Genomic DNA, 14063 nt, shown 5'->3' on the forward strand with positions numbered 1-14063 from the left:
TCGCCCCGGCCGGCGTGCGATCGGGTGGCGAACCGCGGCGCACCCGGCGACCTCCGCACCGCGTGCCGCGCGGCCGGGCGCCGGGAGTCAGAACGAGACCGGCATCCAGGCGCCGGTCTCGGTGCGGCGGGCCGGCGCCGAAGCCCGCGAACCGCAGCCTCCGCGTGTGGCGGACGGCGATCGCGGGCGGCGTGAGGTGGTGGACCGGCGCTCGCGGGCGCGATCAGGCCACGCCGGGACAGCGTGGCCTGAGCACCCGCACGCCGTCGTCACGCACCCGGCGACCGGCCGGGGCGCTCAGGCCGACCCCCGCCGGACCAGTCGGGTGGGCAGGATGATCGATGTGGGCTGCCCGCCGGCGATCACGTCGACGAGCAACCGGGCCATCTCCCGGCCGAGCGCCTGGATCGGCTGGTGGACCGTGGTCAGCGGTGGGTCGGTGCGGCCGGCGACGGCCAGGTCGTCGAAGCCGACCACGGCCACGTCGGCCGGCACGGACCGGCCGGCCTCGCTCAGCACGCGCAGCGCGCCGGCCGCCATGTTGTCGCTGGCGGCGAAGACCGCGTCGAGGTCGGGGTGGGCCGCCAGCAGTGACCGCATCGCCGCGGCGCCGCCGGCCTCGGTGAAGTCGCCCTCCGCCGTCCCGTGCGGGGTCAGTCCTGCCATGATCATGGCTTCGCGGTATCCGCGGTAGCGGGCCGTGCCGGCCCCGGTGAGCATCTCACCGGTGATCGTGGTGATCCGGGTGCGGCCGAGCGCGATGAGGTGCTCGGTGGCCAGTCGCGCCCCACCGGCGTTGTCCGAGTCGACGAACCACTGTGGCTCGCCGTGCAGCGGCCGGCCGCCGTAGACCGCGGGCAGGCCGGACTGGCTCACGATCGAGGTCAGCGGGTCGTCGCCCTGCAACGCCATCAGCATGATGCCGTCCACACCGCGGGTGTGCAGCAGGTTCGTCAGCCGGCCCCGGCCCCGGCCGGAGCTGGCCAGGCAGAGCAGCAGGTGCAGGTCGGTCTCCTCGAGTACGGCGGACACGCCCACGATCACCTGCGCGAAGAACGGGTCGGCGAACAGCTCCGGGTCGTCGTGTGAGATGGCCAGCGCGACGATGCCGGTCTGCCGGGTGGCCAGGGCGCGCGCAGTGCGGTTGGGCAGGTAACCCATCTCCCGGATCGCGGTCTCGACCGCGTCGCGGGTGGCGCGGCTGACGTGCGGCGCCTTGTTGATCACCCGGGACGCCGCGGACCTGGACACGCCGGCCCGCTCGGCCACCTCGTCGAGGGTGGGCTGCCGCCGGGGCGTCGCCGTCGCCATCTCGCCACCGGGTCCTTCCCGCCGCTGGTGCCGCCGCTCGATGGTATCGATCGCCGCCGGGGCCGTCGATCCGCGAAATCCTGGAAGCGCTTCCGGAAATCCGCTCTGAGGCCGGACCCTCACTTGACAAGCACGCGTGCTGCGCCGAGCATCAAATCGACTTCAATGGATGGAAGCGCTTCCAGTATCGGAGGAGATCTGTCGATGAAACGACCCGTACTGACCGGGGCGCTCACCGCTCTGGCGATGATGCTGCCCGCGGTCCTGCTCGGCGCTCCCGCCGCGCACGCCGACCCGATCAGTCAGACCAGCGGCTTCTACGTCAACCCGAACTCCAGCCCGGCGGCCTGGGCCGCGGCGAACCCGGGCGACGGCCGCGCCGCCGCGATCCGCACCTCGATCGCGCAGAAGCCGATGGCCAGCTGGTTCGGCAACTGGAGCGGTGACATCGGCGGCGCGGTCGGCGGATACGTTGGCGCCGCGGACGCGGTCGACAAGCTGCCGCTGCTGGTCGCCTACAACCTGCCCGGCCGCGACGCCTGCGGCGGCCACTCCGGCGGCGGCGCCGGCAGCATCGGCGCCTACGACGCGTGGATCTCCTCGTTCGCCGGTGCGATCGGCAACCGGCCCGCGATCGTGGTCCTCGAACCCGACTCGCTCGGCGACTTCAACTGCATGAGCCAGGCGCAGATCAACGACCGGGTCGGCATGCTCTCCCGCGCGGTCGGCCAGTTCCGGTCCAGGGCCGCGAACACCTGGGTCTACCTCGACGCGGGCAACCCCGGCTGGGTCGACGCACAGACCATGTCACAGCGGCTGCACACGGCCGGCGTCGCCAACGCGCGCGGCTTCGCACTGAACGTGTCGAACTACTTCACCACCGGCGAGAACTCCAACTACGGCAACCAGGTCTCGTCCGCACTGCAGCGCTTCGGCTACGGCAAACCATTCGTGATCGACACCAGCCGCAACGGCAACGGCCAGAACGGCCAGTGGTGCAACCCGGCCGGACGCCGGATCGGCACGCCGAGCCAGCAGGGCGGCGGCGCGGAGATGCTGCTCTGGCTGAAGACACCGGGGGAGTCCGACGGCGACTGCGGTGTCGGCGGGGGATCGTCCGCCGGGCAGTTCCTGCCCGAGGTGGCCTACAAGATGATCTACGGGTACTGACCGGGACCCGATGGGGGCGGCCCGGCCGGAGCGCATGCCGGCCGGGCCGATCGGTCACCCGCAGGCCAGGCGCGCGGCGGCCCAGTCGGCGTGGTCCATGCCGTTGCCGTTCCCCGCGTCGGTGACCCGCAACTCCAGCTGCCCGGCGCCGGTGAGGTCCACGTCGAGCCGGACCGCGCCGCCGTCGCCGGTGACCACGCCGCTGCGGGCACGCAGTGTCCCGTCGGCCCAGACCTCGAACTCGACCGACCCGGACGCCTCGTCGTCGACGCCGACGTCGGAGCGGAACCGGGTGCACGCGCCGCCGAGGTCGACCAGGACGCTGGAGTAGGCGTGCGCGCCCAGGCCCTTCGCGTACTGGACTCCGCCGATGCTCATCGGGTTGCCGTCGGTCGCGCCCTGCTCGCCGTTGCTGCGGTCCGCCTCCACCGGGCCCCAGCCGTTGGCCTGCTGCACCCAGGGCCGGTCGCTGAGCCATGCGTAGCCCGCGGGCAGCGGCGCCTCGGTCGCGGTGACCGCGGTGATCGTGGTGCGGTAGCCGGCCGGGTTACGCGACGTCACCGACGCGGTCAGCTCGTAGCGGCCCAGGTCCGTGTCCGCCGGCGCGGTCACCGTGAACACCGCGGTCTCCGGGCTGCCGGCCGCGACCGTGCCGAGGCCGGCCCGCGCGGGCGTGACCGTCCAGCCCGGCGGTACGGCGAGCTGAGCCGTGGCCTCGGTCAGGCCGTCGGCGCACCGGGCGGCGACCGTGACCTCGACCCGTTCCGGCGTGCCGGCCTCGATCCGCCCGTCCGTGGTCGCGGTGACGTCCGGTGCGCACGGGGCCTCGACGTCGGAGTCCGGGACGCCACCGGCGCGCACCTCGGCCCGGGTCAGCGGGCGCAGCACCAGCTCGTGCGAGTACGGGCGGGACGGCGACAGCTTGAACGGGTCCAGGACCGAGTTCGGGGTCTCGCCCATACCGGTCTCACCGGCCAGCGCGTGCAGCGTCACCCAGCCGCGGTTGCGGACCAGCGGGAGCTGATGGTCGTACTCGGCGCGGTCGAGGTCGTCGAACGGGGTCACGGACACGTCCCGGGCGCCGCCGACCAGCAGCCCGGCCCGGCCGTCGTGCAGGCTCGCCCAGCGCGTGTCCGTGTGGTTGCCGTAGGCCTGTGGCCGGGAGTAGTGAACGTACTCCTGCTCCACCGTGCTGCGGTAGACGCCGAGCCGGGCACCGCTGCGCCGGTCGTTGTACGACTCGTGCGGGCCGCGGCCGTAGAACGCGAACCGCTGCATCTCGTCCGGCAGCCGCAGCGAGATCCCGATCCTGGGCAGGTACGGCAGCGAGCCGACGCCGGGGCCGGACGCGGCCACGTCCTGGGTGAGCGTGACGGTGCCACCGCGGTCGATCCGGTACCGCAGCGTCTGGGCGAACGAGATGCCGGTCCCGGCGACCGTGCTGCGCACCTCCACCACGACCGCGTCCGTCTCCGTGCGGGTCTGCACGCCGGTGACCGTGGTCGTCAGCCGGTCCAGGCCGAGGTCGTGCCAGATCCGCCGGTCGTCGGTGCCCCAGTCGTAGGTCTCGTTGCTCGTCGGCGGCCGGTAGACGTCCAGTGTGGGCGGTCCGGCGAGCAGCTCCCGGCCGTCCGCGCGCATCGAGGTCAGCGCGCCGTCGTCGAAGCGGTAGGCGAAACCGGGCCCGGAGACCGTGATCGCGTCACCGCGGGTGGCCACGGCCGGCGCGCCGCGCACCGGCGCGGGCAGGATCCCCGGCACCGCGCGGCCGCCGGCGGAGAACTGGTCGTAGCCGATCGTCCAGCCGCGCCGGGCCCAGGCGACGTCGCGGGTGGTGACCGCGGTCAGGTTCAGCGTCCGCTCCCGGTCGTCCGGGTTCGCCGGTGCCGCGCCGAGGTCCAGCTCCACGCTCTCGCCGGGCCCGAGCCGCAGCGTGCGGCTGCCGGATCGCAGTGTCCGGGCCTGCTCGGTGAGGCTCCAGTCGAGGCGCAGCTCGTACCCGCCGGCCTGCTGTTCGTTGAGGACGGTGACCTTTCCGCGGGCCGGATCGGTGGCGGTGAAACGGATCGGGGCCTGCGCCCACGCCATCTCCGCGGTCTCCGGCTGCAGGTAGCGGTCGGAACCGACCAGGCCGTCCGTGCCGGACAGACTGATGCCGAGACTGAGAAAATCACCCCTCCGCTGGTACGTGTCGAAGTTGAGCGCCAGGACCGCCTGCCCGGCCGGGTCGCCGGCCAGCTCGGCTGCGGTCAGCGCCCGGCCGTAGATCCGGGCGTCGTCGATCAGGCCGCGGCCCAGCCGTACGCTCCACAGGTCGTTGTCCTGCTGGGTCTCCGCGTTGCGGCCCAGGTTCACCTCGAACAGGCCCGGATCGACCGCGCCGGTCCGCGGCACGCTGCCCGCCTCGGCGCCGTCGATGAACAGCCGCAGCGCGCTGCCGTCGTAGACGCCGGTGACCCGGTGCCACGCGCCGTACCAGTCGTCCGGCACCGGCGCGGACACGGCCGTCCAGCCGCCCGCGTCGACGCCGAACTCGAGCGTGCCGGTGTCGCGCATCTGCAGCGCGTATCCCTGGCCCTTGGTCAGGATCGGGAAGCTGCCCGCCCACTCGCCCGGTTTCACCCACGCGTCCAGCGTCAGCGGGCCGGTCAGGTCGAGCCGCCGGTCCCGGAACACGTCCACGAAGTCGTCCAGGCTGGACAGTGACACGGCCTGTCCCCGGTGGCCGGGCGCCGGTTCCGGCTTGCCGACCAGGAACGTCTGGATGCCGTTCTGCGACGGTGTGAACACCAGCGGCTGGCGTAGGTTCTGCTCGGCCCAGTCCCAGATGAAACCGCCCTGCATCTGCGGGTTGCTCCGGGCCAGGGCCCAGAACTGGTCGAAGTTGCCGAGCCCGTTGCCCATCGCGTGCGCGTACTCACCCATCACGATCGGCTTGGTGGACGCGTCGGTGCGGGCCGCGAGGCGCGCCGGGGTCGGGTAGCGGGGGCCGTCGACGTCGGCGAACGGCGCGTCGCCGTCCGGGCTGTTCGACTGGTGGTAGAGCAGCCGGGTCGGCTCGTTCGCGTCCGCCCACGCGGCCATCGCGTGGTGGGCGGCGCCGAGACCGGCCTCGTTGCCGGTGTCCCAGAAGATGACGCTCGGATGGTTCTTGTCCCGCGCCACCATCGCCTGGAACCGGTCCGCGAACGCGGCCTGCCACTCCGGCCGGTCCGCGAGGCAGTTCGACGGGCAGTTCTCGTGCGAGTGCGTCTCGATGTCGACCTCGTCGTCCACCCACAGGCCGTGCCGGTCCGCCAGCCGGTAGAGGTAGGGGTCCGACGGGTAGTGCGAGGTGCGGACCGCGTTCAGGTGCAGCCGCTTCATCAGGAACACGTCGTCGCGCTGCCGCTGCGGGGTGTTGTACCGGCCGGTGTCCGGATCCGTCTCGGCCCGGTTCGTACCCTTGATCAGGATGTGTTCGCCGTTGACGAGGATCTGCCGGTCGCGCACCTCCACCTCGCGGAAACCGACCGGCTGCGCCGTGGTGTGCACCGGTTTCCCGGCGGGGTCGAGCAGCTCCAGGACCAGCGCGTACAGGTTCGGCTCCTCCGCGCTCCACTTAGCCGGAGCGGTCACCGGCACGGCCAGCGCCGAGCCGGCCGGGACGCTCGCGGTCGCCACCGCCCGGTCCCGGGCGTCGCGCAGCGTGCCGCGCACGGTGAAGCCCTCGGCCGGGCCGGCCACGTCGACGCGAGCGTGCAGCGTGGCGTCGCGGTAGCCCGCGTCCAGGTCCGTGGTGAGGTAGGCGTCCCGCAATCGGGTCTGCGCGGTCCGGTACAGCCACACGTCGCGGAAGATGCCGCTGAACCGCCACTGGTCGTAATCCTCCAGGTAGGAGCCGGCGCTCCAGCGGTGCACCTGCACCGCGATCCGGTTCCGGCCCGGCCGCAGCCGCTCGGTGATGTCGAACTCGGCCGGGGTGTAGCCACCCTGGTCGTACCCGACGTAGCCGCCGTTGACCCAGATCAGGTAGGCGCTGGTGACACCCTCGAAGCGCAGGAACACCCGGTCCCCACTCCAGTCCGCGGGCAGGTCGACCGTGCGCAGGTACGCCCCGGTGGGGTTGAGGTCCCGCGGCACCAGCGGCGGGTTGTCCGGTATCTCCTCCGGGATGTTGCGGAACATCGGGTGGTCGATGAAGTCGGACTGCCACGTGTGCGGCACCGTCGCGGCCGGCCACCCCCGTGCGTCGAAACCGTCCGTGCGGAACGCGGCCGGCACGTCCTCCGGACGCTCGTGGATCTTCAACCGCCACTGCCCGTTCAGCGGGAGCACGTGCGGGTTCCGGGCGCTGCGGTCGGTCAGGTCCGCGACCGCGGCGCGCGCGTCCGGGTACGGCCGCAGGTCCGAGTGCTGCGGCTGCTGGCCCTCGCCGACCAGGGTGGGATCCTCCAGGTAGCGGTACAGATCCTCGGCCGTCTTCGGCCCGCCCGCCGGGTCCACCGGCGTGGTGGCCGCGGTCGCGGCGCGGGCGGCGGCATCGGCCGCGGCGACCTCGATCGGCGGCGCCGGTTCCGGGGCGGCGGCGACCGCCGCGCCCGGAGGCAGCGCGACGGCGAGCGCGAGCACGAACGCGAGGGTACGACGCATCGGAGCCGCTCCTATGTGGTCGGTTGCACCGGCGATCGAACATGATGCATGTTTCTCCGCCTTCGGCCGCCAGTCAATGTGCATCGATTTCCGCTGATGTTAGGCTCGGTGCCGCGCCACCGTTCACCGGGGGAGACGCGGTCGAACGGCACTCACATCGCCCGGCCGAACCCGGCCACCACGAACGGGGACACCATGAAACGCCTGCTGCTCACCGCCGCCGCCGCGATCGCCACCGGCGCGCTCGCGCTGCCCGGCACCGCGGCCGCCGCCACACCCGCGGCCGCCACGCCCACATGCGAGTTCACCCGGGCCGTCTGTCTGTGGGACGCCGCCGGCAACCGGTTCAACGTGTCGGCGCTCAATCCGGCCGTCGGCACGTGCGTCGACCTCGCCTGGCACGGCTGGGGCAACGGGCGTGCCACGTCCGGCGCGAACACCGGCACCCGCACCGCCGTGCTGTACTCGAACACCGACTGCAGCGGCGGGTCCTACCAGCTGGTGCCGCAGGGTCAGTACCCGAGCATCTCGTTCCCGTCGAACAGCATCTACGTCTACTGACCCGGCCCGGCCTCGGCGCCGGGCGATGTTCGTCGAGCCTTTCGAGGTCGCGGGCGACCCGTTGACTTGTCGCAAGTCTTGTCTCAGACTAGTGGGACAAGACTTGCGACAAGCTGGGAGGCGGCCATGTCGAGGAAGGTACGTCCGGCGGAGCTCGAGATCGCCCGCCTGTGGTTGGCCGGGCGTGGACTGGCCGATGTCGCGTCGACGCCGATGCTGGCGGCGCGCCTGACGGTGCGGCGGCGTGCGCGGGTGGCCGCGGCCCTCCTGCTGGCCGGGTTCCTCATCGCGACCGCCCTCGTCTACGTCTCGGCGCTGCCGATCCGTACCGCGGAGGACGGTTTCGGCACGGATCAGCGCGGCGCGCTGGCGGTGCTGACCGCGCTGACGGCCGGGCTGGTGCTGGGCCTGTCACTGCTGGACCGGCGGGTGCGGCAGGTCGATGCGCGGGTCGGCGCGGAGTTGCCGCGACGGGCGGCGCACTCCGTGCGGCCCGGCTGGCGCACCGTGCTCGGCGTGCCGCGGCTCGCGCTGCTGACGACCACCTACGCGGGCGCGGCGGTGCTGGCGATCGCGGCCCTGGTCACGCGGGACGGCGCCGCGAGGTACGCGGCGGTCATCCTGCTGATCGGCGTGTGCGGGGTCGCGGCCGGCACGGTCGTCCAGCTGCGCCACGTGCTCACCCACTCGGTGGTGGCCGACGACGAGGACTCGCTGCGGGCCGACCTCCTGATGCGCGTCGAGGACGCCCGCGAGGTGGCCCTGCCGACCGCGGTGTGGTCACTGCCGGTCGTGTCGGTCTTCGACACCGGCCTCGATCCGTGGAACACCGGCTGGCTCGTCTTCATCGTCCTGAGCGTCATCGCGATCGCCCTGATCACGGTCCGGGACGGGCGCAACGCCCTGGCGGCCCGGCGCGGCACCGGCGCGCGGCGCACGGCATGATCGTTATTGATCCGGCCTCGCCCGTCCCGCCGTTCGAGCAGCTCCGGGCCCAGCTCGCCGCGCAGATCCAGGAACGCGTGCTGGCCGTGGGCACCCGGCTGCCGACCATCCGCCGCCTGGCCGCGGACCTCGGCCTGGCGGTCAACACGGTCGGCCGGGCCTACCGGGAGCTGGAGGAGGCGGGCCTGATCGAGACCCGCGGCGCGGCCGGCTCGTTCGTGTCCGCCGCCGGCGAGCAGGGACGCGAACGGGCCCGGCGCGCCGCCGCCGAGTATGCCGCCGTCATCACCAGCCTCGGCATCGACACCACCGAGGCCGTCCGCATCGTCCAGGCGGCGCTGACCCGGAGCGTTCCGGAGAGCGGCTGAACGCTGCCCCTGATGCCGCGGCATCGCCACCGATCCACCACCGGGCGGCCACGAGACGGGCGCGCCGTCGCCGAGCGCGGATCGCGTCGAAGACCGCGGTGCGCCCGTTGCTCACCGGGTCGCCGGTGCGCTTGGTGGCGCCGCTCGCGCCGGTGACGGTGACCGCGTGCGGGACCGAGACCGTCCGATGTCGGCTACGCAGCGTGTGATCGGTCACCGACCCCGGATCCCGCCCCGTCGTAACAGAAAATGTCGCTTCGAATGGCGCTCAAGTTTCTGCGGAAAACTGTTATCTTCTCGCATCCGGCTGAGTCGCAGCATTTCCAGAATCCGCGCTGTACTGGGCATATCCATGATTTAACCGGTCAATCAGATCGCTTTTCTTGAATGTTCGGAAACGAACTGGCAATATTGTGATTCGGCGATGTTAGCGCTCTCATGGGCGTCGCCGGGCACGTCGGCCGCACCCTTCACCGCCGTGGTTCCCGGCACTCCCGTCACTGTCCGTCCTGACCGAAGGGAGCCGTCGATGAACCCCCACCGCCGGGTCATCACCGTGATCGCGATGGCCGCCATCGCTCTGGTCGCGGCAACACCCGCATCGGTGATCGCCCCCAGGGCCACCGCCGCCACGATCGACACCAAGGCCCGGTACGTGCCGATCGACCGCGGCGGCGGCGAGCCCACGTCCGGGACCGGCACGTTCGGCAACCCGGTGGTGTGGCAGGACTTCGCCGACGGCGACATCATCCGGGTCGGCGACGCCTACTACTACTCCGCCTCGACCATGCACTACTCGCCCGGCGCGCCGATCCTGCGCTCCTACAACCTGGTCGACTGGGAGTACGCCGGGCACTCCGTGCCGCGGCTGGACTTCGACAACGCGGCCTACGACCTGTCCGGCGGACGCGCCTACGTCAGGGGCATCTGGGCGTCGGCGTTCAACCACCGGCCGTCGAACGGCACCTACTACTGGCTGGGCTGCACCGAGTTCAACCGCACCTACGTCTACACCGCGGCCGCGGTCGACGCGACCTGGTCCAAGCGGGCCCGGCTCGACACCTGTTACTACGACGCGGGGCTGCTCTTCGACGGCGACACCCCGTACGTCGCCTACGGCAACGGCACGATCAGCGTCGCGCAGCTCTCCGGCGACCTGACCTCGCAGGTGCGTGCGCAGACCGTCTACACCACGCCGTCGCACATCGGCACGCTCGAGGGCGCCCGGTTCTACAAGCGTGGTTCCTACTACTACATCTGGCTCACCCGCCCCGCGAACGGCCAGTACGTGCTGCGGTCGACCAGCCCCTGGGGGCCGTACGAGCAACGGCAGGTGCTGCTCGACCTGCCCGGCCCGATCTCCGGCGGGGGAGTGCCGCACCAGGGCGGCCTGGTCCAGACCCAGAACGGCGACTGGTACTACATGGCGTTCACCGACGCCTACCCCGGCGGGCGGGTGCCGACGCTCGCGCCGATCACCTGGTCCGGCGACTGGCCGGTGCTGACCACGGTGAACGGCCGCTGGGGCGCCACCTATCCCAGGCCGAACATCGCCACGTCGCGCACGGTCGCGCCGATGACCGGCCCGGACACGTTCATCGGCCCGGCGCTCGGCCACCGCTGGGAGTGGAACCACAACCCCGACACCAGCCGGTACGCGGTGGGCAGCGGCCTGCGGCTGCAGACCGCGACGGTCACCGGTGACCTCTACAACGCCCGCAACACGCTCACCCACCGCATCCAGGGGCCGTCCTCGACCGCGACCATCGAGCTGGACTACTCCACGATGCGTGACGGCGACCGGTCCGGGCTGGCCCTGCTGCGCGACTCCTCCGCCTGGATCGGCATCCGGCGCGACAACGGCGTCACCCGCGTGTCGATGACCAACGGGCTGACCATGGACGGCTCCTGGAACACCACCGGCACCGGCAGCGAGGCGGCCGGCGCGACCGTGTCCGGCGGCCGGATCTGGCTGCGCGCGACCGCGGACATCCGGCCCGGGACCGGGCGGCAGGCCACGTTCTTGTACAGCACGGACGGGACCACGTTCACCCGGCTCGGGCCCGCGTTCACGCTCGGCAACGCCTGGCAGTTCTTCATGGGCTACCGCTTCGGGATCTTCAACTACGCCACCGCGTCGCTCGGCGGCGCGGTCACGGTCCGCCGCTTCGACCTGACCACCCCGTGACCCGTCGCGCCGCGGCCGCTGCACCTGCGGCCGGCGAACCCGAAGGACCGGCATCAACCAGCAGTGGCAGCCCATCGAGGTGGGCTGACACCGTACCCGGGAAGGGATTTTGAACATGAAGTTGAGGAACAGGAGACGGCTCGGCCTGGTGGTCGCGCTGGTCGCCGTGCTCGTCGGCAGCGTGACCGCGGTGGTGACCGCGACCGCGGCGTCGGCCGCGACCATCGACACCAGCGCGTGGTACGTGCTGGTCAACCGCAACAGCGGCAAGGCGCTGGACGTCTACAACCTGGCGACCACGGACGGCGCGCGGATCGCGCAGTGGGCGCGCAACGACGGCACCCAGCAGCAGTGGCAGTTCGTCGACTCCGGCGGCGGGCAGTACCGGCTGAGGTCCCGGCTGTCCGGCAAGGTGCTCGACGTCCACAACTGGTCGACGGCCGACGGCGGCCCGGTCGTGCAGTGGACCGACAGCAACGCGGCCAACCAGCAGTTCAGCGTGCAGGACGTGGACGGTTACATCCAGCTGATCAACCGCAACAGCGGCAAGGCGCTCGAGGTGCAGGGCGCGTCGACCGCGGACGGCGGCAACGTCGTGCAGTACGCGGACTGGAACGGCACCAACCAGCAGTGGCAGCTGGTGCGGCTCGGGGCCGGCACGCCGACCACACCGCCGCCGTCCGGTGGCGGATGCGCCCTGCCGTCCACGTACCGCTGGAGTTCCTCGGGCGTGCTCGCGCAGCCGCGATCCGGGTGGGTGTCGCTGAAGGACTTCACCGTCGCCCCCTACAACGGGCGGCAGCTGGTCTACGCGACCACGCACGACTTCGGCACCAGCTGGGGATCGATGAACTTCAGCCTGTTCACGAACTACTCCGAGATGGCCTCGGCGAGCCAGAACGCGATGTCGTCCGGCACGGTCGCGCCGTCGCTGTTCTACTTCGCGCCGCGCAACGTCTGGGTGCTCGCCTATCAGTGGGGCGGGCCGGCGTTCTCCTACCGCACGTCCAGCGACCCGACGAACCCGAACGGCTGGTCGGCGCCGCAGACGCTGTTCTCCGGCACCATCACCGGCTCCTCCACCGGGCCGATCGATCAGGCGGTCATCGGCGACGGGTCGACCATGTACCTGTTCTTCGCCGGGGACAACGGCAAGATCTACCGCGCGAGCATGCCGATCGGGAACTTCCCGGGCAGCTTCGGCTCGTCCTCGACGGTGGTCATGAGCGACACGACGAACAACCTGTTCGAAGCCGTGCAGGTGTACAGGGTGCAGGGGCAGAACCAATATCTGATGATCGTGGAGGCGATCGGCGCGAACGGGCGCTACTTCCGCTCGTTCACCGCGTCCAGCCTCGGCGGGTCCTGGACACCGCAGGCCGCGAGCGAGAGCAACCCGTTCGCCGGAAAGGCCAACAGCGGCGCGACCTGGACCAACGACATCAGCCACGGTGAGCTGCTGCGGGTCAGCGCGGACCAGACCATGACGGTCGACGCGTGCAACCTGCAGCTGCTCTACCAGGGCCGCGACCCCAACTCCGGCGGCGACTACGGCCTGCTGCCGTACCGGCCGGGGCTGCTGACCCTGCGACGCTGACGGCACGACGACGGGCCCGGCCACGCGCCGGGCCCGTCCGCGGCCACGCGCCGGGCCGTCCGCGTCACCGCGAAACCGGTGTTCCGGCCGTCGGGCAGCGGTTCGTCCGGCGGGCGGCGTTGACTGGCGGGTCCGGCACCGGGCGGGGCACACTCGGCGGACCATGGGATCGTTCGCATTCGACGGGGCCCGCTCGCCCGCATCAGAGCTCGGCGACGACTGGCTGCGCCACATCGGCGCACGGTTCGCGTTACCGCACTTCAGCGCCGCCACGCTCGCCGACTTCCGGTTCCGGATGCGCGCGGCCCGGGCGCGGGACACGGTCTCGCTGCGGATCAACGGGACCACGCCGGCGCACACCGCCGGGCCGCCGTGCCGGGACGAGGAGTTCGTGCGGCTCTGGATCGTGCGCGGCGGCGCGGTCGCGCTCGGCGGGGCACGCGAGGACAGCCTGCACACCGTACCCGCGGGGGGTTTCCTGATCCGGCACGCGGAACCGCTGGCGCACTTCCGGCTGCCGCCGGGGACCACGGCCGACGTCGTCATCCTCCCGGCCGCCGAGTTGCTGCCGCTGCTCGGCGGCCGCGCGGTCACCGGTTCGGCCCGCACCGCGGAGGTGCGGCTGCTGGCCGCGCACGCGGACATGGTCCGGCGCACGCTTCCCGGTCTCGGCCCGGACGGTGTGGATGCGGCGAGCCGCACGCTGATCGAGCTGGCCCGGGCGGTCGTGCGCGGCAACACCGACGTGACCGATCCGCGACTGACCCCGACGCTGGTCCGGGCCGCGAAGGAGCTGGCCCGCCGGCGGCTGACCGATCCCGGGCTCACCCCGGCGCTACTGGCCCGCGACCTCAACGTCTCGCTGCGCACGCTGCAGCGCGCGTTCGCCGCGACCGGCGAGTCGATCATGGGGTACGTCCGCGACCAGCGCCTGGCCGAGGCGCGTGCCGCGCTGACCGCCGCGTCCGGCCGGCTGGGCGTCGCGGAGGCCGCGGCCCGCTGGCAGTTCGCGGACGGCAGCCACTTCACCCGCGCCTTCAAACGCCGCTACGGCCACACTCCGGAGGACGCGCGCCGAGCGAGCACTCAGTCCGAATAGGATGGTTTCAGAAGGACGCTGCGCGTCCTCCAGAGCAAGAGCAAGAGCATCTTCCCGCTTCCGGCGTGGTGCGGCCCGCATGCTCCCGCGGGCACCGGTCGTCGCTGGCGCTCCTCCCTGCATGTTCGGTGGGTGGCCCAGCCAAACCGGCGAGTGCGGTGGCCCATGGGCCGCGTCCTCCCTCGCGGCGAC

Annotated in this window: 9 protein-coding genes; 7 read left to right on the forward strand and 2 right to left on the reverse strand. The window is 72.2% G+C overall.

Annotated features, from left to right (window positions below; all coding sequences use genetic code 11):
* Positions 1–297 precede the first annotated feature (297 nt).
* A complete protein-coding gene (locus J2S43_RS08785) occupies positions 298–1311 on the reverse strand; it encodes a LacI family DNA-binding transcriptional regulator (protein WP_306828280.1) in 1014 nt (337 codons plus the stop codon).
* A gap of 204 nt (positions 1312–1515) precedes the next feature.
* Here J2S43_RS08785 and J2S43_RS08790 point away from each other — a divergent pair, with 204 nt between their 5' ends.
* Positions 1516–2481, forward strand: coding sequence for a glycoside hydrolase family 6 protein (locus J2S43_RS08790; RefSeq protein ID WP_306828281.1), 966 nt, complete (start codon positions 1516–1518; stop codon positions 2479–2481).
* Positions 2482–2535: 54 nt separating this feature from the next.
* On the opposite strand, the gene J2S43_RS08795 is transcribed toward J2S43_RS08790, so the two are convergent.
* Complete coding sequence (locus J2S43_RS08795) at positions 2536–7113, reverse strand: glycoside hydrolase family 2 TIM barrel-domain containing protein (RefSeq protein WP_306828282.1); 4578 nt, start codon at positions 7111–7113, stop codon at positions 2536–2538.
* A 108-nt stretch (positions 7114–7221) separates the two neighbouring features.
* Here J2S43_RS08795 and J2S43_RS08800 point away from each other — a divergent pair, with 108 nt between their 5' ends.
* From J2S43_RS08800 to J2S43_RS08825, 6 genes are all read left to right on the forward strand, one after another.
* Entirely contained in the window at positions 7222–7674 is a 453-nt protein-coding gene (locus J2S43_RS08800; protein ID WP_306828283.1) for a hypothetical protein, read from the forward strand.
* 126 nt (positions 7675–7800) lie between these two features.
* Complete coding sequence (locus tag J2S43_RS08805; RefSeq protein ID WP_306828284.1) at positions 7801–8619, forward strand: hypothetical protein; 819 nt, start codon at positions 7801–7803, stop codon at positions 8617–8619.
* The gene (locus tag J2S43_RS08810; RefSeq protein ID WP_306828285.1) at positions 8616–8987 is read left to right on the forward strand and encodes a GntR family transcriptional regulator; all 372 of its coding nucleotides are present in this window, start codon (positions 8616–8618) and stop codon (positions 8985–8987) included. The genes J2S43_RS08805 and J2S43_RS08810 overlap by 4 nt, the downstream gene beginning before the upstream one ends.
* A 529-nt stretch (positions 8988–9516) precedes the next feature.
* Entirely contained in the window at positions 9517–11175 is a 1659-nt protein-coding gene (locus J2S43_RS08815) for a glycoside hydrolase family 43 protein (RefSeq protein ID WP_306828286.1), read from the forward strand.
* A 115-nt stretch (positions 11176–11290) separates the two neighbouring features.
* Positions 11291–12772, forward strand: a complete 1482-nt coding sequence (locus J2S43_RS08820; RefSeq protein WP_306828287.1) for a non-reducing end alpha-L-arabinofuranosidase family hydrolase — start codon at positions 11291–11293, stop codon at positions 12770–12772.
* A 163-nt stretch (positions 12773–12935) separates the two neighbouring features.
* Positions 12936–13871, forward strand: a complete 936-nt coding sequence (locus J2S43_RS08825; RefSeq protein WP_306828288.1) for a helix-turn-helix domain-containing protein — start codon at positions 12936–12938, stop codon at positions 13869–13871.
* The last annotated feature ends 192 nt before the right edge of the window (positions 13872–14063 follow it).

The sequence above is a fragment of the Catenuloplanes nepalensis genome, assembly GCF_030811575.1.
GTDB classification, from domain to species: domain Bacteria; phylum Actinomycetota; class Actinomycetes; order Mycobacteriales; family Micromonosporaceae; genus Catenuloplanes; species Catenuloplanes nepalensis.